The following is a 21927-nucleotide window of genomic DNA, read 5'->3' as shown; positions in this document are numbered from 1 at the left end:
GGCCGGTCGGGTGAGTTGAGGCTCGACCCTCTGGTGAGGTGCGGGTGATTCACCAGCATTCGTGGGCGTGCTTGCAGCGGATCTTCGGAGCCTTCGCCGAACGGCACGCGCGGCCGGGCGGGGTGTCGGTCTTCCAGGACGCGACGCCGCCCACCGAGGAGGAACTCCGAGACTGGCGGCTGTGGGTGACGGCCGTCTTCCTCCCCAACATCCGGGCCATGCGCGATCTGGTCGTGGGCCACGCCGATCTCCTGATGGAGGCGGAGATGCCGCCGCTCCTGCTCGACTTGTGCGCGCATGTTTCCGGCTATGAGATCACCGCGGCGCGGTGGGCCGAGGGTGATTACGCCGAGCACCTGTCGGTCGTCCACTTTCCCGCTGAGGCGATCAGCGACTACGCCCACCAGGGCTTTGGTCGCTTGAAGGCAGAGCAGGCTTCGCTGCTGGGACGCCGCGCGGCGCTTGCCAGCGGCGGCAATTGATCGGCGGAGTGGGGGAGCCGCCGCCGGGGCGGTGATCCGCGCGAGGTGGGGACCTACCGGCTGGAAGGGCGGCTCGGCGCGGGCGGGATGGGCCAGGTGTTCCTCGAATGGTCCAGGGGCGGGCGGTCCAGTGGCACGGGCCACTGCCTGCCGGGGTGATCGGAGTGCTGGGCGCGGGACTGGTGGAGGGCCTGGCCGCCACCTCGACGGGCGTGGTCGGGACGCCGGCGTACGTGTCCCCCGAGCAGGCGCGCGGCGGGGACGTCGGCCCGGCCGGCGACGTGTTCGCGCTGAGGGCGGTGCCGGCGTTCGCGGCGACCGGCCCGGTGTCCCGGAGGTCCTCTACAGGCTCGCGGAGCGCGGCACGGACGCCACGCGCTGGCTCTCGGCCGAGCTCACCACCGTCTGCGCGGGGCGCGGTGGCCGATGCTCCGCAAGGCACGGTTCCGATGGCGGACGCCGGTGGTACCGATGAGGCGCCGTCCTGAAGACCCGGGAGTGGGTGTGAAGAGGACCTTCACTCGGCTTTCTGGCCGCCGTCTTCGGTGAGTTCGTGCGGCTGGGCCCGGCCGCCGCGCAGGCTCTCGATGGAGGCGGCGAGGTGGCGGGCGTTGGCGGGGATGCCGAGCAGGAACGCCGTCTCCTTCAGCGACTCGTGCTCGCGCAGGCTGATCACGACCGCGGGGTCGCTCGCGGACATCGGTTTCATCGCACCTCTCCTCGCTCGGAGTTTACGTAACCACGTACACGGGCCGCGTGCCTGTCGTGTGAATCTGGTGGGAGCAGATTTGGGGGTGCGGCGGAGTGATGGGTGACCGTGTCCGTTCGCAGAGAGGCGCCTCAATGACAGGTCACCCGACGTGAAGGGCACCGGGATCGTGCGGCCCGAACCGCGTCAGGCCGACGACTTCGCGGTGCATTACGACGAGCATTTCACCGACATCCACCGCTACGTCGCCGGGCGGCTCGGACGGGACGTGGCGGACGACATCGCCGCCGACACGTTCGTCATCGCGCTCCGGCAGCGGCACCGGTTCGACCCGGAGCGGGGGAGCGTCCGCCCCTGGCTGTTCGGCATCGCCACGAAGCTGGTGGCGCAGCACCGGCGGCAGGAGGCGCGCCGGTACCGGGCGCTGGCGAAGGTCGGCCCGGAGAGGGGCGACGGCGGGCACGAGGAGCAGGTCGTCAACTGGGTCCGGGCCGAGGGGATGCAGCCGCGCCTGGCGAAGGCGCTGCGGTCGCTCACCCGGGATCAGCGGGACGTCCTGCTGCTCAGCGCGCTGAGCGAATTGTCGAACCAGGAGATTTCGGAGGCGCTCGGCATTCCGTACGGCACGGTCACGTCGCGGCTGAGCCGTGCCCGCGCCAAGGTGAAGGCCGCCCTCGGGGAGGACAGCGATGAACGATGACCGCATGATCCGCGCTCTGCTGCTGGAGGACCCGCCGTCCGAGGAGGTCATCGCCGAGGGACGCCGCCGGATGCGGGCAGGGAAACCGCCCGTCGCGCGGCGCCGGATCAGTGGGCGTCCCGTGTTCGGGCTGGCGGGGGTTGCCGCAGCCATGGCGCTCGCCGTGGGCGTCGCCGCCGTGCTCACCGGCGGCAGCCCGGCGGATGACGGCGCCCGGGGTCCCGGCACCCCGGACCCGAACGCGCGGCGCGTCCTGCTCGCCGCGGCCGAGCATGCGATGAACGAGCCGACCGGACGCTACTGGCACGTCGTGAGCGAAGAAGGGAGCGTGTACCGCGTCGGAGACGCGAACGGCTACTCCATCGTCGCAGCCGACAGCTGGGACCGTTGGAAGGCGCGTTCGGGCTCCGATCCCGACGTCGAGTACGCCAAGGTGGCGCCCGGGGCGAAGCCGCTCACACCGAAGGACGCCGCCGCCTGGAAGAAGGCCGGTTCGCCGCAGAGCATGCGCGTGTGGGCGGACGGCCACTGGCTGACGCTGACCACGAAGGACCTGGGGACGCCCGGCTGGGAGACGCAGGTCGCGACGCCGGAGCAGAAGAAGGCCGCGCTGGCGCGGCACGACCCGGCGGACATCAAGAAGAAGTGCGCGGCCAACGCCGATCGGCCGCGCGAGTGCGAGTTTCAGATGCTGACCCTTGAGCAGCGGCTCCAGCGGTTCGGTGAAGAGCCCGAGCGGTACAAGGACCTCATGCTCGAGCCCGCCGGGACCGCCGCGGTCGACTACCTCTGGAAGGGGCTTCGGCTCATCACCTTGAACCCCGTCCCGCCGAAGGCACGGTCGGTCGTTTTCCGGACCATGGCCGATGTTCCGGGCGTGCGGGCGATCGGCAAGGTGAAGGACGCCAAGGGCCGCGCGGGCATCGGGCTCGCGATGCGGGACGCCGCGACGGAGACCCGGATCGTCCTCGACCCGGACACCTACCGGCTCATGGGCTTCGAGGTGATCGCCGTGGACGTTCCCAAGCGCCGGCCTGGAGACGTCCTCAGCTACACGACCGTCACCTCGGCCGGCTGGACCCACGAGAAGCCCCACCGGGGCTGAGCATCGTCCCCGGGCCGTCGCGGGCGGCCCGGGGACGCACGTTGACGCACGTTGACGCGCGGGTAAGTTTGTACCTACGTTTCTGGGGACGTCTGTATCCAGATCGGGAGGCCGCCGTGCCCTTGCAGACCGCGCCGGACATGGAGAGCATCTTCACCCCGCTGATGCACGAGCACGACTACGTCATCGACGAGGTCGACGGGGACCTTCCGACGGACCTCACCGGGACGCTCTACCGGATCGGGCCGGGCAAGTGGGAGGTCGGGCGCACGCTGCTGCACCACCTCTTCGACGGCGACGGCATGGTCTCGCAGTTCAGCTTCGACGGGCGAAGCGTGCGGTTCCGCAACCGGTACGTGCGGACGCCGCAGTTCCTGGACGGCATGGTCGCCGGACGGGCGCGCAGGCCCGCCGTCGGGACGGCGCTCCCCGGCGGGTTCTGGACCAACTTCGCCAAGGCGAAGGGCCCCGCCAACGCCGCCAACACCGGCGTCGTCATGCACGCCGAGCGGCTGCTGGCCCTGTGGGAGGGCGGCCCGCCGTACCGCCTCGACCCGGACACCCTGGAGACCTTCGGCGTCCACGACTTCGGCGGGCGGCTCCGGGGGATGCTCAAGGCGTTCTCCGCCCACCCGAAGTGGGACCCGGTGACGGGGGAGATGTTCAACTTCGGGCAGGAGTTCGCGCCGCTGCCGCACCTGAACTGCTGGAAGGTCGACCGGCAGGGCCGGATGCGCCGGCTCGCCAAGGTGCGGATGCTGAACATGCCGTGGAACCACGACTTCGCGCTGACCACCGAGCACATGGTGTTCGTCCTGGACCCGTACATGTTCGACCTGCGCACGATGCTGAGCGGCGGGCCCATGTTCGACGCGATCCGGCACCGCCCGGACAAGGGGACGCGGTTCGTGCTCGTCCCGCGCGACGGGGGCCCGGCGCGGATCATCGAGCACGACACGCTCGTCCACCTGCACGTCGCCAACGCCTTCGAGGACGGCACGGACACGGTCGTCGACCTGGTGGAGTTCGACGACTACGAGGACATCCGGCGCGACCTCACCGGGTTCCGCACGCGGTTCCCCGAACTGCCCGCGAGCAGGCTCATGCGGTACCGGATCACGTCGGCGGGACGCGTGATCGCGACGCGGCTCTCCGATGTGCAGGGCGAGCTTCCGCAGTACGACTGGCGCCGCTCCACCCGTCCGCACCGGTTCACCTACATGAGCGGACGGACGGGAACCAGCGGCGAGTACGACAGCGTCCTGAAAGTGGACAACGACTCCGGCCGTACTGAGGTCCATGAACTCGGCCCGCACGCGTACGTGGGCGAACCCATCTTCGTGCCCCGCACACCGGACGCCGCCGAGGACGACGGATGGCTGCTGACCGTCGTGTATCTCGCTGCTGAGCATCGGTCGCAACTCACCATTCTCGATTCCCGTGGCCTGGAGCATGTGGCCACGCTGCGTCTGAAGCACCACATCCCGTTCGGCTTCCACGGCACGTTCACGAGGCGCATCGCGGACCCCGGCGCCCCCATTCCGCATCCAGATCGGCTGCCGATTCGCTGACCCGCCGACCCAAGTCCCCGTCGCCGAAACTGGGATGTGGTGGAACACACTCGCTCCGACCTGGGGCTCCTCACGGTCCGTGATGGTCGTTGGAGTACCGTTCGGGTGAGATGGCGATCAGCAGACCGACGGTGGCTCAGTTGCGGGCGTTCCTGGCGCTCGCCGAACACCTGCACTTCCGGGACGCCGCCGCCGCGCTGCGCATGAGCCAGCCCGCCCTTTCCGGGGCCGTGGCCGCGCTGGAGGAGACCCTCGGAACCTGCCTCGTCGAGCGGACCACCCGCAAGGTCATGCTGACCCCCGCCGGGGAGCAGGTGGCACGGCGGGCGGAGGTCGTCCTGGCGGAACTCGACCGCCTGGTGGACGAGGTCAAGGCCGTCCAGGGGACGCTGGTGGGGCCGCTCCGGGTGGGCGTGATCCCGACCGTGGCGCCGTACCTGCTGCCCATCGTCCTGCCGAGGCTCGCCAAGGAGTTCCCCGACCTGAAGCTGTCGGTGCACGAGGAGCAGACCGAGCATCTCGTCACGGAACTGCTCGCCGGACGGCTGGACGTCGTGCTCCTCGCGCTGCCCGTGCCCTCGACAGGCGTGACCGAGATCGTCCTGTACGACGAGGACTTCGTGCTCGTCGCGCCCGCCGGGTTCGACCTGGGCGACGAGGAGATCCCGCGCGAGGCGCTGAACGACCTGGACGTCCTCCTCCTCAACCAGGGGCACTGCCTGCGCGACCAGGCCCTGGACATCTGCCGCGACGTGGGCGCCCGCGCCGCCGCCGCGACGTACGCGACGAGCCTGGCGACGCTGGTGCAGCTCGTGTCGGGCGGGTTCGGCGTGACGCTCGTCCCGGAGACGGCGCTGCCGGTGGAGACCCGCCGGGCGCCGAACCTCGGCCTGCACCGGTTCGCGGCGCCGGCGCCGTTCCGCCGGATAGGGCTCGGGTTCCGGTCGACGTCGCCGCGCGCGGACGAGTTCGCGGCGCTCGCGGAGAGCGTCCGCACCGCCGTCGCCGAATCCGGCGTCGCCCCCGGCATTCGCCCCGCACAGCCGTAGACCGCCCGCGAGCCGCCCCCGGCGGCACAGCGCCTGCCGAGCCACACAGCGCATGCCGGGCCGCACAGCGCATTCCGGGCGACACAGCGCATTCCGCGGGAACCGGGATGGGGCCGGATGCCTCTTATGGGTGTCTTGTCGATCAAACACCCGGGGGAGATCGGTGATGCCAAGCGATCGGGCGGCCCGGCGCCGTCGCGGCCGGTGGGCGGCCCTCGGCACGGTACTGGCTCTCGTGCTGCCCGTCGCCGCCTGCGGGGCCGGGGACGGCGCGCCGCTGTGGACGCTGGACGGCCGGACGATCAGCGGCGGCGACTTCCTGAAGCCGCGGATCTGGGCGGCCGGGCCGACGCTGGCGATCACGCGGGCGACCGAGGTGACCGGGTACGACGCCGCGACCGGCGAGCGGCGCTGGTCGGTGCCGCTGTCCGGCAGGGTGTGCGCGGCGTCGCCGCGCGCGGACGGCGACCGGGTCGCCGTCCAGTTCGGTCCGGGCAGGCAGCGCTGCGACCGGATCGCCGCCGTCGATCTGAAGAGCGGCCGGAAGCTCTGGGAGCAGCCGATGCCCACCGCCGAGCGCGTGCGGGAAGGGCAGGTCGTCATCAGCGGCGGCGTCGTGGTGGTGGACGAGAGCTCCGCCACCGCCGCGTTCCGGCTCGCCGACGGGGAGCCGCTGTGGAACCGTGACAGTCGCGGCGCGGATTGCGCGATGAAGGGGCTTGCGAGCGGTCCGGCGCTGGTGGCCGGGTTCTCCTGCGACGGAGACAGGGGCAAGGCCCGCCGCGTGGACGGGATCGACCCGGACAGCGGCCGGTCCCTGTGGAGCTACGTGGTGCCCCAGGGATACTCGGTCGCGACGATGCCGTCGGGCCGTCCCGTCGTCCTGGGGCTGAAGCGCGACGGCTCGGACAAAGAGCGGACGCAGTACGTGGTACTGGACGAGTCCGGTGCGCAAATCACGAGCATCGACGTCACCGGGAGGTTCTCGGTGCGGTGCTACCAGGACCCCAACCGCTGCAACAACGTCGTGGTCAGCGACGACAGCCTCTACATCAGGACGAACGCCGGCCCGGTGAAGGACGAGAAGGAGAGGACGTTCGCGCCGATCGTCTCCTTCGACCTGGCCACCGGCCGCGCACGGTGGAGCACCGAGAACCCGGACGGCAACCACCTGTTCCCGATCGGGATGGACGGGGGCCGGCTCATCGCCGCCCAGCCCAAGACCGGGCGGTACAAGAACAGGGGCCGGCGGCCGAGGCTGGTGTCGGTCGATCCCGCGAGCGGCAGGACGTCGGTCATGTGGGAGTTCTCGCGGAAGGCCGACTTCGCGTTGCGCAGCGGGTCCGACCGGCTGTACGCGAACGGCCGCCTCTTCCTGGTCGAGCAGCTCGTGTCGGGCAACGAGGACAGGGTTTTCAGCGCCTTCGCGAAGCCCGCGGAGTGAGCCTTCGCGGCTAGTGCCGGGCGGACGGATGGTCACGGGACCGTAAGCGCGGGGCCATTCGAGGTCAAGTCTGTGTCAGGGGAGGCCCCGGCAATGGCGATGCGTGTTCATGTGGTGCCGTAACGTCACCATGCTCGGTGGGGCGAGGAGGAGGCCCCATGCCGAAGCTCAGCGTCGTCGTGCCGTTCCATAACACCGAGGAGTACTTCAGGGAGTGCCTGGAGTCACTGGCCGGGCAGACTCTGCGCGACCTCGAGGTGATCCTGGTGGACGACGGGTCCACCGACGGCAGCGCCGTGGTCGCCAAGGAGATGTGCGCCCGTGACCAGCGGTTCCGCCTGTTCACGCGCGAGCAGGAAGGCCCCGGCCCCGCCCGCAACGCGGGGGTCCGCCAGGCGCGGGGCGAGTACCTGGCCTTCGCCGACGCCGATGACGTCGTGCAGAAGGACGCCTACGCACGGCTGACGGGTTCCCTTGACCGGACGGGCTCCGACATGGCGTCCGGCAACGTCGAGCGCATGGACGCCGACCGGAAATGGCAGTCGCCCCTGCACGACGGTGTCTTCACGGACTCGTGTTCGCGGACGCACGTGTCGTCCAAGCCGGTGCTCATGCGAGACCGCACGCCGTGGAACAAGGTCTACCGGCGTGGGTTCTGGAGTGAGGCCGGCCTGGAATTCCCCACCGGCTTCTACGAGGACCCGCCCGTCACGGCGCGCGCGCACGCCCTGGCCAAGTCCGTGGACGTCCTGAGCGAGACGGTCTACTACTGGCGCAAGCGTCCCGGGTCCATCACCGAGGACCGCTACGACTGGGACAACATCAACCAGCGCATGGCGTCCGCACGCGCACTGCGGGACGGGCTCGCCGGCTACGCGCCGCAGCTGCTGAACGCCTACGACGAGCACGCCCTCGTCCCGATCGAACTGCGCGTCCTGTTCGAGGCGCTCCCGCGAACGCAGGACGAGCACCGCGAGGAACTCGTCGCCATCGGCGCCGCGCTGGCCCGCCGCATCGGCCCGCGCGTGGTGAAGCGGCTGCCCGCGATGACGCGCCTGCAACTGCACCTGCTCTGCCGCCGGATGCTGCCGGAACTGCTGGAGGTCCTGCGGTTCGTCCAGCTCCGCAAGGCGTCGGACGCGCCGCGGGTCCGGCGCGGCCTGCGGCACCGCTGGTACGCGGAGTACCCGTTCTTCGAGGACGAGGAGCGGGCCGTCCCGGCGCACGTGTACGACGTGACCGACGAGCTGAAGCCCGTCGCGGCCATCGACCGGGCTGCCTGGGTGGACGGGCGGCTGCGCATCGAGGGGCACGCCTACATCCGGCACCTGGACTCGTCCACCGAGGACGGCTCCCGGATCCGGGTGTGGCTGGTCGCGGCGAACAAGCGCGGCCTGATGCGCGTCCCCGTCGAACGGGTCCGGCGGCCGGACGTGACCGCCCGGTCGCGGCAGTCGGCGGTCTCCTACGACTGGTCCGGGTTCGTCGCGGAGATCGACCCGGCCGGGCTGAAGATCTTCGGGCGCTGGCGGGACGTCGACTGGGTCCCCTGCGTGGAGATCGTCAACCGGGGGCTGCGGCGGCGCCGCACGTTCGCGAACCCGCGCCTGCCCGGCCCGCAGTGGCCCGACGACCGGGAGTGCGCGCCAGGCGTCCTCGTCCAGGGCGTCGCGGCCCGGAACCGGTTCGTGCTGCAGGTGCGGCGGACGCCCGCGGCGGTCGTCGGCTGCCATCTGGACGGCGGCGAACTGTGCCTGGACGGCTGGAGCAGCGCCCCGCTCGGCGACGAGCCGCGCGTCACCGCCGCACCGAAGGCGGGCCGCGCCACGGTCACCGGGCCGGTCGAGCGGGTCGGCGGCGAGGGGTTCCGGGCCAGGCTGCCCGCGGCGGGGCTGGCCCGGCGGTCGGTCGACTGGGAGGTCAGCCTCCCGGGCGGCGTCAAGCCGTACCTGGACGCGGACGCCGCCGGAACCGCGTTCCCCGTCCCCGGCGGGGAACTGGAGATCGCGAGGACCCGGCGGAGCACGCTGCGGATCGTCGTGCGCGGAAAGGCCCTCATCCTCGACGAGGTGTCCTGGTCGTCCGAGGGTGCCCTGCACCTGGCCGGGACCTGCACCGACCGTGCCGCACGGCCCGATTTCCTGTTCGTCCGGCGGCGGCGGTCGTCGGAGGAGCACACCGTCAAGCTGTCCTGGGACGGCGACCGGTTCACGGCGAAGTTCTCTCCCGCGCGCATGCCGGTGTTCGGACTGTCGCGTCCGCTGGTGGCGGGCCGTTGGGACCTCATCACGACCATCAACGGGCAGGAACAACCGGTCCTCATCAGGCGCCACACCCTCCGCGACCTGCCCGAGCCGTTCGAGGCGGGTCTGCACCGCATCACCGTCCGCGCCTACAAGACCGACCAGTTCGTGCTGCGGATCGAGACCGCCCTGGACGACGATGAGCGCGGCGCCTACGCGCAGAGCCGGCTACGGTCCGGGCACTACCGGCGCCACCTCAACCTGCCCGTCCGGGACCTCGCCGTGTTCGACGCCTACCGGGGACGCCAGTACTCGTGCAACCCGCGCGGCATCTACGACGAACTCCGACGGCGCGGAACCGACCTGGAATGCGTGTGGGTCACCGAGAACGGACAGTTCGGCAGGCCGGTGGGTGCCCGCACCGTCCTGGTCGGCACGCGGGAGCACTACGAGGCCCTCGCCCGCGCGCGCTTCGTCTTCGGCAACTGGTCGCAGAAGGAATGGTTCACCAAACGGGACGACCAGACGTACGTGCAGTGCTGGCACGGGACGCCGCTGAAGAAGCTGGGCTACGACGTCAAGGAGATGCCCTACAAGCGCACCGAGGGCGTCAACTGGATGGAGCACGACGTCCCGCAGTGGGATCTGCTCCTCGCGCAGAACGCGTTCTCCGTGCCGCTGTTCCGGCGGGCGTTCGGCTATGAGGGCGACGTCCTCGAAAGCGGCTACCCCCGCAACGACATCCTGAACAGCCCGCACCGGAACGAGATCGCGGCGGCGGTCAGGCGGCGGCTCGGCATCCCCGAGGGGAAGCGCGTCGTGCTGTACGCGCCGACGTGGCGGGACGACTTCCACCACGCGATCGGCAAGCGCGCGTTCCGCCTCGAACTCGACTTCGACCAGTTCAGGGCGGCGCTCGGCCGCGACCACGTGCTGCTCCTGCGGACGCACTACCTCGTCACCGACCGGCCGAAGCTGCGGCCGGGCGACTGCGTGATGGACGTGTCCGTCTACCCCGACATCTCCGAACTCTTCCTGATCAGCGATGTGCTGGTCACGGACTACTCGTCGGCCATGTTCGACTTCGCCGTCACCGGCCGCCCGACGGTCTTCTTCACCTACGACCTGGAGCGCTACCGCGACCACGTGCGCGGCTTCTACTTCGACTTCGACGCCGAGGCCCCCGGGCCGATGCTGAGCACGTCCCGCCAGGTCGTCGACGTGCTGAGCGACCCGGCCGCCCTGGAGACCGGGTACCGGGACGCGCGCGCCGCCTTCGCCGCCCGGTACTGCCCGCACGACGACGGCCGCGTCGCCGCCCGCGTGCTCGACCGCGTATTCGACCGCGTGCTCGACCGGGTCCCGCGGCCCGGCCGCTGACCAACCCAACCTCCTCCAAACCCCGCTCACCCCATCACGGAGTCGCTCGTGTCCCCGCAGATCAGCATCGTCGTCCCGTTCCGCAGCACCGGCGGCCGCCTCGCCGAGTGCCTGGAGTCGCTCGCGGGGCAGACCCTGCGCGACGTCGAGGTGCTCATGGTGGACGACGGCGCCGGCGACGCCGAGGCGGTCGTCGCCAAGGAGTTCGCCGGGCGCGACGACCGCTTCACGCTGCTCCAGCCGGGCCCCGGAGCCTCCACTGCGTCCGCCGCCGACGCCGGCGTGGAACAGGCCAAGGGCAGATACCTGGCGTTCGCGGACGGCGAGGACGCGCTGCCGCCCTACGCCTGCGAACTGCTCGCCGGCACCCTCGACTCCACCGGATCGGACCTCGCCGGCGGAAACGTCATGTGCATGGACGGCGAACAGGTCTGGCAGTCACCGCTGCACCGCGAGCCCTACGCGAAGACGATGACGTCGACGCATGTCACCCGCCACCCCACCCTCCTGCAAGACCGGACGCTCTGGAACAAGGTGTACCGGCGCTCGTTCTGGGACGCGCACGGCTTCGAACTGGGCCCCGGCCAGGACGCCCTGGTCGCCGTCCAGGCCCAGCTTCTGGCCTCCGTGGTGGACGTCCTGGACACGGCCGTCTACTTCTGGCGCGACCGCCCGGGAACGGCCACGCGGCTCCGTCCCGACCCGGACCACATCACCGACCGGATGGCGACCCTCGCGGCCATCCGGAACTTCGTCCACGACCACGCACCCGAACTCCTCGCCGTCCACGACATGTACGCGCTGGACCTGGACGTGCGCGACCTGATGCTCGCCCTGCCCGCCGCCACCTGGGAGGAGCGGGAACGCCTGGTCGAGCTGGGCGCGGAGGTCGTCGCCGACGCCGACCGCTCGGCCACCGAGCGGCTGGACGCGATCAGGCGCCTGGAGCTGCACCTCCTCCGCGAGCGCATGGTGCCCGAACTGCTCGACGTGCTCCGGTTCGAGGAGAGCGGGCTCCGGGACGTCCCGATCGTGCCCAGGGGCCGTCTGCGTCCGCGCTGGTACGCCCGCTACCCGTTCCTCGACGACGCCGAACGCGACATCCCCGAGGACGTGTACGACGTCACCGACGAGATCGGCCTGTGGGGGGACGTCGACCGCGTCCAATGGGACGTCGACACCCTCATCGTCGAAGGGCACGCCCACTTCGACCGGTTCGACGTGTCGGCGGCGACCGATTCCCGCATCCGGGTCTGGATGCGGGACGTGAAGACCGGCAGGGAGATCCGGCTGCCGGTGGAGCGGACCCGCTGCCCGGAGGTCACGGCGGGGTCCGGTCAGGCGAGCGTCTCCTACGACTGGTCCGGGTTCATCGTGCGGGTGGAGCCCGAGTACCTCCTCGACGGCGACGAGTGGCGGACGGCCACCTACGAGTTGTTCGCCGAAGTCTCGACCGCGGGACGCAGGGCGGTGCAGCGGCTCACCGCGACGCCCCCGGCCGTGCGGTGGACGGCGGCACGGCAGGTGGACGAGCACGTGGCCGTCCAGCCGGCGGCCGGCGACGACGACGTGTTCGTCGTCCACGTCAAGCGCGCCAAGGCCGTCCTCACCCGGATCCGCCGCGACGGGGACATGCTCGAACTGACCGGCTGGACGCGCCGCGCCCTCGGCGCCGGGGTCGCCATGGTCGCGGCCCGCCGGCACGGGGGAGAAGAGGTCCGCGGCGAGGTGACGCTGCGCCAGTCGGCCGTCCTGCGCATGGCGGAGGGCACCGGGTTCGACTTCACGGCGAAGCTCCCGCTGGAGTTCCTGGCCTCCGTCCGGAGCGGGCCCGCCCCGCACCAGCCGCACCTGCGGGACGCCATCGACTGGGACATCCGGCTCACCGGCGAGGGCGGCCCGCTGCGGCTCACCGTCGCGAGCAACGTCAAGCCCGCCCGGTTCGCACTGCCGGGGGAGCACGGCCGCGAACTGGCGCTCACCCGGACGGCGTTCGGCAACCTGCGCGCCGTCGAACGCACCGCCCGGCCGGTCGTCCGCGCCGCCGAATGGGACGCCGCCGGTCACCTCACCCTGACCGGCGACCAGGCCGCCCCCGGCAAGCGCGCCCCCCGGCCCGACCACTTCGTCCTGCGGCGGCGCCGGTCGGGCGACGAGCACCGCATCCCCGTCACCTGGGAGCAGGACCACTTCACCACCGCCTTCACGCCCGCGACCATGGCCGTGTTCGGCACCGACCTGCCGTTGACGAGCGGAACCTGGGACGTGCTGGCGAGCGCGGGTTCCGGCGAGGTGGCGGTCGTCGTCGAACGCGAGGCGATCCCGCGGCTGCCCGGCCGGCGGCGCGTCGGCACGCACGAGTTCGAGGTCGGCGTCCACCAGATCGACGCGTTGGCACTGCACAGCCGTCCCGCACTGGGCGACGACGAGCGAGGCGGCCACGCGCAGGTTCTGCTCCACCAGCGCGACTACCCCGTCTATCTGCGGAGCCCGCTGGCGGACATCGTCGTCTTCGACAGCTGCAACGGAACCCAGTACAGCTGCAACCCCAGGGCCATCTACGAGGAACTCGCCCGCCGCGACACCGACCTGGAATGCGTGTGGGTCACCCAGGACGGCCAGTTCCCGATCGACAGCACGACCGACGTGAACACCAGGACCGTCCTGGCCGGAAGCCGCGAGCACTACCGCGTCCTCGCGCGCGCACGGCACATCGTCACCAACCACGGGCTTCCGCCCTCGTACTTCAAGCGCGACGGCCAGACCTACGTCCAGACCTGGCACGGAACCCCGCTGAAGCGTCTCGCCCGCGACCTCAGGGACATGCCCTACCAGCGCACCGAACGCCACGACTGGATGGAATGGGAAGTGCCCCGCTGGGATCTGCTGCTGTCCCCGAGCCCCTACGCCACCCAAATCATGCGCCGGGCGTTCCACTACGACGGAGACGTCCTGGAAACCGGATATCCGCGCAACGACATCCTCAGCAGCCCTGAATGGGAGAGCGTCGGGACGCGCATACGCAAGCGCCTGGGCATCCCCGACGGCAAGAAGGTCGTCCTGTACGCGCCGACATGGCGGGACGACCGGCGGCACGGCCCCGGCAGGCAGGGCTTCTCGCTCGAACTGGACGTGGAAACCCTGCGGGCCGCCCTCGGCGAAGACCACGTCCTCCTCCTACGGACGCACCACCTCGTCACCGACAGGTCCCTTCCGGTAGCGACCGGTGCCGACGGCTTCGTCATGGACGTCTCCCGCTACCCCGACATCGCCGACCTGTACATGGCGGCGGACGTCCTGGTCACCGACTACTCGTCCGCCATGTTCGACTACGCCGTCCTGGGCCGCCCGATGGTCTTCTTCACCTACGACCTGGAGCGCTACCGCGACCACGTGCGCGGCCTCTACATCGACCTGGAGGCGGAGGCGCCCGGCCCGGTCGTGACGACGTCGGCGGACGTCGCCAGGGCCGTCAAGGCGGCCCCCGACAGCGAGCAGTGGTACGCCGACGCCTACGACCGCTTCTTCGTGAAGTACTGCCCCCACGACGACGGCCAGGCCGCCGCCCGAGCCGTAGACCGCATCTTCAACCGTTGACCTGCGGCGTGTTGTTGTTTTCAGGTGCGTCATAACAACAACACGCCGCAGATCAACGGGGGGTCGGCCGGGGTGGTGGGGGTTAGCCGGGGTGGCGGGCTCTTGCCCATAGCCATATGCCGGGGCAGGCCGAGAGTGGCAGGCGGCGTTCTAGGGCCGCTGTCAGGCTCAGGGCCTTGTTGGCCAGCTGGGGCAGGGGGGCCAGGTCCTCGCGGCGGGCGGTGCGGTGCCGGAACGGGCGCAGCAGCGGCCGGACCAGCACGCCCCGGCTCCACACCGCCTCCAGCACCAGACCGGCGCCCTCGACCAGCTCGGTGAGCGTGCGGCGGGTGTAGCGGCGGACGCGGCCGAGCGCCACGTCGTGCGCCGACCACAGCGCCATGTCGCACGGCACCGACAGCAGCGCGATCCCGCCCGGCCGCAGCACCCGCGCGATCTCCGCCGCCGCCCGCGCGTCGTCCTCGATGTGCTCCAGGACGTCCAGCGCCAGCGCCAGGTCGTACTCGCACGGCGGAAGCGGCAGGTAGCGGGCATCGCCGTCGTACGCCTCGACGCCCTGCGCGCGCGCCAGCGCCACGGCATCCGGGCTCAGGTCGATGCCGGTCGCGCGCCAGCCGTGCTCGGCCAGGACCCGGCAGCTCCCGCCGGACGCGGCGCCGATGTCGACGGCCGTCCCCGGCACACTGAACCGCAGCAGCTCCGCGGACAGGATCTGCCGCCGTTCGCGGTACCACCAGTTGTCGTTCTCGATCCGGGCGATCCGCTGAAGCTCGATGGTGTCCACGGGACAAGCCGACGGCATCGGCGGCGGCCCGTTCCACCGTCGCCGCCGTTTGCGGGGCGATCGTTGACCCCGGTTTGACCCCGTTCGGGGGTCAGCGCCGGCGGCGCCGCCGACGGACGAGGAACCGGACGGCCAGCAGCAGCGCGACCAGCCCGCCGAGCGCCGGGACGGCGCGCTTGGCGACCGACGGCCCCGCGACCTCCAGCAGGTCGATCGCGTCGTCCTCGTCCGCGACGTGCAGCCGCCGTGCGGGACGTTCAAGTGCGGCACGCTCGGCTGCGGGACGTTCGGTTGCGGGGCGCTCGGGTGCGGCGGCGGGGACGGCCGCCTCGGCCCTGGCGGCGGCCTCCTCGGTCGCCTTCACGGGGCCGGGCTTGTCGGTGTCCTCCGCGGGCTTCACGGGCTCGGCGGGCGCCGCGGCGGGTTCGGCGGCCGGTGCGGTGGCGGGGGCCGCGGCGGCCTCGCCGGACGACTCCAGTTCGGTCGCCAGCGCCTTCGCGAACCGCGAAATGATCTTCGAGCCGACCTCGGACAGGATGTTGCGGCCGAACTGCGCCGGCCGTCCCGTCACGTTCAGCTTGGTGTGCACGCTCACCCGCGTCGTGGCGCCCTCCGCGCGCAGCCGCGCCTGGACGGTCGCGGACGCCGTGCCGGACCCGCGGGCCTCTTTCGCGGCCGCCTCCAGCGTCACCGCCCGGGCCGACTCGTCCGCCGAGACGATCCGCGCGGTGCCGCGGTAGGTGATGGTCATGGCGCCGACCTTCACCTTCATCCGCCCCGAGTACTCCTCGCCCTCGACGGAGTCGAGGGTCGCGCCCGGCATGCAGGCCGCGACCCGCTCCACGTCGAGCAGCACCGACCAGGCCTGATCCACCGGTACGGGGACGGTGAAATCGTGGTCGAGCTCCATGATCAAAAGTCCTTATCGTCCGGAGACCTTGTCCGCGACCTTACGGCGGCGGTCCGTCCCGTCGCCAGTGGGGGCCCGGTACCCGGGCAAATGGCGATCATGCGGCCGGAACCCGGCGGGCACCGGGAACCGGCCGCATGAACCTGTCACGCACCCATCCTGAGAGCGGTCAGCCCGCGGCGGCGGACAGTGCCCGCGCGGTGAGCACGGTCGCCAGATGCGTCCGGTACTCCGACGACCCGTCCAGGTCGGTGGGCGGTTCGGTGCCCGCCGCGGCCTGCGCGGCGGCGGTCCGGAACGCGTCCTCCGACGCGGACCCGCCCCTGACGGCGGTCTCCACCGCGCTGGCCCGCACCGGGGTCGGCCCCATGTTGGTCAGCGCGATTCTCGCCTCCTCGATGCCGTCGCCGCTGCGGTGGACGGCGCACGCGACACCGACGATCGCCCACGCCTGCGCCGTCCGGTGGAACTTCTCGTAGTGCACGCCCCAGCCCGCGCCCAGCTTCGGCACGCGCACGCCCACGAGGAGCTCGTCCGGTTCCATCGCCGACGTCATCCAGTCGACGAAGAACTCCGACGCGGGGATCTCCCGCTCGCCGCGCACCGACCGGACGAGGAGCACCGCGTCCAGCGCCAGCGCCACGGCCGGCAGGTCGCTCGCCGGGTCCGCGTGCGCGAGGGACCCGCCGAACGTGCCGCGGTGCCGGACGGCCGGGTCGGCGACCGTCTCCGTCGTCGTCGCGATCAGCGGCACGTGCTCGCGCACCAGCGGATCGCGGATCACCTGGTGGTGCGTCGCCATCGCGCCGATGACGATCGAGTCGCCCTCGTCGCGGATCTCCCGGAGCCCGTCCAGGCGGTCCAGGTCGATCAGCGCGTCCGGGATGGCGAGCCGCATCCGCAGCAGCGGCATGAGGCTCTGCCCGCCGGCCAGCACCTTCGCGTCCTCGCCCGCGTCGGACAGCGCCCGCACGGCGTCGTCCAGCGAGGCGGGCCGCACGTAGTCGAACGTCGCGGGGATCACTGGTCACCTCCGGCCGAACCGAGCCCGCCGGCCGCGCCCGGTTGGGCGGCGCCCGGTTTCGTTTCTCCGCGCAATGCGCGCCATACGCGCTCCGGTGTGCAGGGCATCTGCACGTCGTGGACGCCGTGCGGGCGCAGCGCGTCCACGATCGAGTTCACGACCGCCGGGGTGGACGCGATCGTGCCCGCCTCCCCGACGCCCTTCACACCCAGGGGGTTGGTCGTCGCGGGCGTCTCGGTGCGGTCGACCGTGAACGTCGGCAGGTCCGCCGCCGACGGGATCAGGTAGTCGGCCATGGTCGTCGTCGTGAGGTTGCCCTCCGCGTCGTACACGGCCTCCTCGTACAGCGCCTGCGCGATGCCCTGCGCGAGGCCGCCGTGGACCTGCCCCTCCACGATGAGCGGGTTCACGACCTTGCCGACGTCGTCCACCGCCACGTACTTGCGGATCTTCACCATGCCCGTCTCGGTGTCGACCTCCATCGCGCACAGGTGCGTGCCGTGCGGGAAGGAGAAGTTCTCCGGGTCGAACGTGGCGTCGGAGTCCAGCGAGGGCTCGATGCCGTCCGGCAGGTCGTGCGCGGCGAACGCGGCCAGCGCGACCTCCTGCAGCGTCTTGCCCTCCTGCTGGACGCCGCGGACGCTGAACCGCCCGGCGGTGAACTCCAGGTCCTGCTCGGACGCCTCCAGCATGTGCGCGGCGACCTTGCGGGCCTTGTCGACGACCTTCTCGCAGGCGGAGAACAACGCGACCCCGCCCACGGCCAGCGAACGGGAACCGTAGGTGTCCATTCCCTTGTGCGAGATGGCCGTGTCGCCGTGCAGGACCTTCACGTCCTCGAACGGGACACCGAGCCTGTCCGCGGTGATCTGCGCCCAGGCCGTCTCATGGCCCTGCCCGTGCGCGGACGACCCCGTCACCACCTCGACCTTGCCGGACGGCAGGACGCGCACCGCCGCGTGCTCCCAGCCGCCCGCGCCGTACGACAGCGAGCCCAGTACACGGGACGGTGCGAGCCCGCACATCTCCGTGAACGTCGACACCCCGATGCCGAGCTGCACGGGATCCTGCCGGTCGCGCCGGTCGGCCTGCTCCGCCCGCAGCTTGTCGTACTCGAACAGCTCCAGGGCCTTGTCCGTCGCGGCCTCGTAGTTACCGGAGTCGTAGGTGAGGCCCGCGATCGTCTCGTACGGGAACTCCTCGTGCTTGATCCAGTTGCGGCGACGCACCTCGATGGGGTCGATGCCCAGTTCGGCGGCCAGCTCGTCCATCAGCCGCTCGATCGCGTACGTGGCCTCGGGACGGCCCGCGCCCCGGTACGCGTCCGTGGGCACCTTCGTCGTGAACACGCCCGTGCAGGTGAACGACAGCGCGTCCATCTTGTAGATGCCGTTGAACATGAACGCGCCCAGCAACGGGATGCCGGGCGTGACCAGCATGAGGTACGCGCCCATGTCGGCCAGCAGATCCACCTTCAGGCCGCGGATCCGTCCGTCCCGCTCGGCCGCGAGCGTGAGCCGCTGGATCTGGTCGCGCCCGTGGTGGACGGTCATGTTGCCTTCGCTGCGCGTCTCCGTCCACTTCACCGGACGGCCGAGCCTGCGGGCCAGCAGCAGCGCGAGGACCTCCTCGCCGTACACCTGGAGCTTGGAGCCGAAGCCGCCGCCGACGTCCGGTGCGACGACCCTGATCCGGTGCTCGGGGATGCCCGTGACCGTGGCCAGCATCAGCCGCAGGATGTGCGGGATCTGCGTGGCCGAGTACAGCGTGAACTCGTCCCCCTCCGGGACGCACAGCACCGACCGCGGCTCCATCGCCGTCGGGATGAGCCGCTGCTGGACGTAGCGCCGCTCGATGACGACCGGCGCGTCCCTCATCGCGGCGTCCAGATCCCCGTTCTCGAACACCCACGTGTAGGACTTGTTCGTCCCCAAGTCGTCGTGGACGAGATCGGCACCCTCGGCCAGTGCCGCCTCCATGTCCACCACCGCGGACAGCGGCTCGTAGTCGACATCGATCTCTTCCAGGGCGTCGACGGCCGCGGTCTTGTCGCGGGCCACGACACAGGCGACGGGCTCCCCGACGTAGCGCACCTCGTTCACCGCCATGGACGGATGCTCGGGGTGCTTCATGTCCTCGGTCACGACCCACGCGCACGGCAGCGAGCCCTGCTCCTCGGCGAGGTCCTGGCCGCTGAACACGGCGACCACGTTCGGGCTCTGCTTCGCGCGCGAGGTGTCGATGCCCGTGATCCGGGCGTGCGCGAAGGGACTGCGCAGGAACGCCACGTGCAGCGTTCCCGCCGGGCTCATGTTGTCGGTCCACTTGGTACGGCCCGTGATGAGCCGGGCGTCCTCGGACCGCCGGCGCGGGCTGCCGACCTCCTGCACGGTCACGGCGTCACCTCCTGCCCGGCGGGTTCGCGCATATCGCTCGCCGCCCGCCGCACCGCCTTCACGATGTTCTGGTAGCCGGTGCACCGGCACAGGTTGCCCTCGAGCCCCTCCCGGACCTCCTGCTCGGACGGGTCGGGGTTCTCCCGCAGCAGATCCAGCGACGCCATGATCATGCCGGGCGTGCAGTAGCCGCACTGGAGCGCGTGCTCCTCGTGGAAGGCCGTCTGCATCGGGTGCGGGGTCCCGTCGACGCCGAGCCCCTCGACGGTCGTCACGTCGCGGCCGTCCGCCTGGACGGCGAGCACGGAGCAGCTCTTCACGCTCATCCCGTCCATCAGGACGGTGCAGGCGCCGCAGTTGCTGGTGTCGCACCCGACCGGGGTCCCGACCTTCCCCAGCCGTTCGCGCAGATAGTGGACGAGAAGGAGGCGCGGTTCGACGTCGTCCTCGTACGTCGCGCCGTCGACCTCGACACGGATTCGTGGCATGCGTTTCTCCCAGGGACGTCTCGGGGTGGACTCGGAAGAGAACATCCCCAGGGCGGAGCACGCTGGTCAGGCCACGTCATCGGGGCCACCTCCGTGGAAGGCGACCCTACGAACCTAATCCGCGGTTGAATCCCGTACTAGCCCCTGGCATCGCTTATTTACCGAGGTCTGGGGCAATGCTGGCTAGTGCACGCGAAGGAGAACCGACCAGGTTATCGGACCGACGATGCCGTCGTCATCCACCTTGCCCCACCGCTGGACCGCCTTCACGGCCTTCTCGGTGACGTCGTCGAACGTGCCGGTCATCCGCACCTCGGGATGGCTCCGCGCCTGCAGCAGCCCCTGCACGCTCTGCACGTGCTCGCCCGTGTCGCCCTTGCCCAGCTCCGGGAGCTTCTTCACCATGTCCTCCGTCCAGTTGCCCCCGCCGTACGCGGGCCGTCCGTAACCGGCGATCACGCCGGAGCCGCGGACGCGGCGCTTCACCGCGTCATCGGTGTTGGCCTCGATGGTCTGCAGCCGCCCGCCGCCGAGCACGGCCTCGACCACGCCGACGTGGTCGATCGCACCGATGCTGTTGCTGGAGCCCCAGTCGAAGAACACGATGTCGCCGCGCTTCGCCTGGTTGACGCTCGCGGTCGTCCCGCTGTGCCAGCGCCCGGCCTTCTGGAAGTCCTGCGCGTGCCACACGGTGTAGGCGCGGTCTCCACCCGGCAGGACGGCGGAGGCGTTCCCGCTGTGCCGCGCCCAGTAGGTGATGGCCATGTCGCACCAGGAGGCGCGCAGGAACTCGTTCCCGTGCCGGGACGCGTACTCCTTGGTGATGGTGTTCGGCCGGCCCGACATTCCGAGTGATTTGCGGGCCGCGCCGATCATTCCGGTCGCGCCCGTCGCCGCCGCTGCGCTGATCTTCGCGCCGGCCGCCGTGTCGATCCGCGCGGCGGCCCTGAAGACGCCGTCGTCGTCGGCGCCGCCGTACAGATCGCGAAGGACCTGCTCCTCGTCGTTCTCGGTGGCGTGGTGGACGCCGTAATGGACGTCCACCTCGTCCATATGTGCCATTTCTTCGGCATTTGTTGGATTTTGGGGGGTCACGTGCTCCTCCAGGAGCGTCGACTCGACCGCGCCCGTTCCGGGGCGGCTCCCGTCCGACCGTATAGGGGTAACCCTCTTCTTCTCCTGTTTCCGCAATGAAACACACGTAACCGTCCAATAGAGGTCTCTATCAGGTAAGACGTCGGATGGTCACCGGGCGGTGACAGAAATTTCGGGGGAAGAGGGCGGTATGTTCCTCTTCTTCTCGTCCCGGCTCGGCTGTCTCGGGTCGCTGATCGTGACGCTCGTCCTGAGCGGCATCGTCTACCTGATCATCAGCCGCTGACCCGCCGGTGCGCGGCGCGGCCGTGATCGGTTTGACAACGTGGTCGGTTTGACAAGGGGCGGCGGTGCGTGTCTTCTTGTGTCCGTGACCGAGCGCGTGTCGACCGACAGCCCCGTGGCCCTGCGCCGCGCGGCCAGCGCGCTGTGTCCTTCGTGTTGTCGCTGAACCCAGTTCTCACCGGCCGACACCAGTACACGAAGGACCTTTCCCGTGGACCTTTCCGTGGTTCCCGATCTCACCATGCACGGCCAGGACGACCCGCACGGCCGTGCGCTCAGCGTCCGTCCCCCGACCATGGGGCAGCTCGCCGCCCGCGTCCGTGAGCTGGCGGCCCGTCCCGACGCGTGGTGGCGGCTCGTCCGGTTCGACGCCGGCGAGCCCCGGCACGTCCCGCTGGACGACGGCACCTGGCTGACCACCTGGCCGCCCGGCCACGGCGGGACGGTCCGCGGCGGCGTCAGCACCCTCGTCGCGGGCGAGCTGGCCGTCGTCACGATCACCGAGCGCGGCGTCACCGAGCGGCCGCTGCGCGCCAACCGCATCCGCGTACACGGCGCGCCACAGGCCCTCACCAACCCCGGCCCGGCCTTCGCCGTAACCCTCCACGCGGAGTAACCCTCAACGCACAGCGACATCCACGCACAGCGACATCCACGCACAGCGA

The 21927-nt window shown here is 71.0% G+C and carries 16 protein-coding genes; 9 read left to right on the top strand and 7 right to left on the bottom strand.

The window, feature by feature from the left end; genetic code table 11:
* The first annotated feature begins 38 nt into the window (after positions 1–38).
* Positions 39–482, top strand: a complete 444-nt coding sequence (locus ABZ806_RS09145; protein ID WP_500216341.1) for a hypothetical protein — start codon at positions 39–41, stop codon at positions 480–482.
* A 517-nt stretch (positions 483–999) separates the two neighbouring features.
* On the opposite strand, the gene ABZ806_RS09140 is transcribed toward ABZ806_RS09145, so the two are convergent.
* Positions 1000–1191, bottom strand: coding sequence for a type II toxin-antitoxin system Phd/YefM family antitoxin (locus tag ABZ806_RS09140; protein ID WP_500216340.1), 192 nt, complete (start codon positions 1189–1191; stop codon positions 1000–1002).
* A gap of 151 nt (positions 1192–1342) precedes the next feature.
* On the opposite strand from ABZ806_RS09140, the gene ABZ806_RS09135 reads away from it, so the two are divergent.
* From ABZ806_RS09135 to ABZ806_RS09105, 7 genes are all read left to right on the top strand, one after another.
* Positions 1343–1891, top strand: a complete 549-nt coding sequence (locus tag ABZ806_RS09135; protein ID WP_500216339.1) for an RNA polymerase sigma factor — start codon at positions 1343–1345, stop codon at positions 1889–1891.
* Entirely contained in the window at positions 1881–2996 is a 1116-nt protein-coding gene (locus tag ABZ806_RS09130; RefSeq protein WP_500216338.1) for a hypothetical protein, read from the top strand. Before ABZ806_RS09135 ends, ABZ806_RS09130 begins: the two co-directional genes overlap by 11 nt.
* 116 nt (positions 2997–3112) lie before the next feature.
* Complete coding sequence (locus ABZ806_RS09125; RefSeq protein ID WP_500216337.1) at positions 3113–4567, top strand: carotenoid oxygenase family protein; 1455 nt, start codon at positions 3113–3115, stop codon at positions 4565–4567.
* 110 nt (positions 4568–4677) lie between these two features.
* Positions 4678–5616 (top strand): LysR substrate-binding domain-containing protein, encoded by a 939-nt coding sequence (locus ABZ806_RS09120; protein WP_500216336.1) that lies wholly within the window; start codon positions 4678–4680, stop codon positions 5614–5616.
* 166 nt (positions 5617–5782) lie between these two features.
* Positions 5783–7060, top strand: a complete 1278-nt coding sequence (locus ABZ806_RS09115) for an outer membrane protein assembly factor BamB family protein (RefSeq protein ID WP_500216335.1) — start codon at positions 5783–5785, stop codon at positions 7058–7060.
* A gap of 158 nt (positions 7061–7218) precedes the next feature.
* Entirely contained in the window at positions 7219–10683 is a 3465-nt protein-coding gene (locus ABZ806_RS09110; protein WP_500216334.1) for a bifunctional glycosyltransferase/CDP-glycerol:glycerophosphate glycerophosphotransferase, read from the top strand.
* 48 nt (positions 10684–10731) lie between these two features.
* On the top strand, positions 10732–14280 hold the full coding sequence (locus ABZ806_RS09105) for a bifunctional glycosyltransferase/CDP-glycerol:glycerophosphate glycerophosphotransferase (protein WP_500216333.1): 3549 nt from the start codon (positions 10732–10734) through the stop codon (positions 14278–14280).
* Between the two features lie 82 nt (positions 14281–14362).
* Here the strand turns inward: ABZ806_RS09105 and ABZ806_RS09100 are convergent, their stop codons facing one another.
* The 6 genes from ABZ806_RS09100 to ABZ806_RS09075 form a co-directional block, all read right to left on the bottom strand.
* A complete protein-coding gene (locus ABZ806_RS09100) occupies positions 14363–15064 on the bottom strand; it encodes a class I SAM-dependent methyltransferase (protein WP_500216332.1) in 702 nt (233 codons plus the stop codon).
* Between the two features lie 91 nt (positions 15065–15155).
* The gene (locus tag ABZ806_RS09095; protein ID WP_500216331.1) at positions 15156–15974 is read right to left on the bottom strand and encodes an SRPBCC family protein; all 819 of its coding nucleotides are present in this window, start codon (positions 15972–15974) and stop codon (positions 15156–15158) included.
* Positions 15975–16143: 169 nt separating this feature from the next.
* Entirely contained in the window at positions 16144–16998 is an 855-nt protein-coding gene (locus ABZ806_RS09090; RefSeq protein WP_500216330.1) for an FAD binding domain-containing protein, read from the bottom strand.
* Positions 16995–19394: a xanthine dehydrogenase family protein molybdopterin-binding subunit gene (locus ABZ806_RS09085; protein WP_500216329.1), complete on the bottom strand. Its 2400-nt coding sequence runs from the start codon at positions 19392–19394 to the stop codon at positions 16995–16997. Before ABZ806_RS09085 ends, ABZ806_RS09090 begins: the two co-directional genes overlap by 4 nt.
* Positions 19391–19882, bottom strand: a complete 492-nt coding sequence (locus ABZ806_RS09080; RefSeq protein WP_163064016.1) for a (2Fe-2S)-binding protein — start codon at positions 19880–19882, stop codon at positions 19391–19393. Before ABZ806_RS09080 ends, ABZ806_RS09085 begins: the two co-directional genes overlap by 4 nt.
* 183 nt (positions 19883–20065) lie before the next feature.
* Positions 20066–20935: a peptidoglycan-binding domain-containing protein gene (locus ABZ806_RS09075; RefSeq protein WP_500216328.1), complete on the bottom strand. Its 870-nt coding sequence runs from the start codon at positions 20933–20935 to the stop codon at positions 20066–20068.
* A 538-nt stretch (positions 20936–21473) separates the two neighbouring features.
* On the opposite strand from ABZ806_RS09075, the gene ABZ806_RS09070 reads away from it, so the two are divergent.
* Positions 21474–21878, top strand: a complete 405-nt coding sequence (locus ABZ806_RS09070) for a cysteine dioxygenase (protein ID WP_500216327.1) — start codon at positions 21474–21476, stop codon at positions 21876–21878.
* Positions 21879–21927: the final 49 nt, after the last annotated feature.

Source organism: Spirillospora sp. NPDC047418, from assembly GCF_040643275.1.
GTDB lineage: Bacteria > Actinomycetota > Actinomycetes > Streptosporangiales > Streptosporangiaceae > Spirillospora.
The sequence above is the reverse complement of the archived record's forward strand: the minus strand, read 5'-3'. Positions and strand labels throughout refer to the sequence as shown.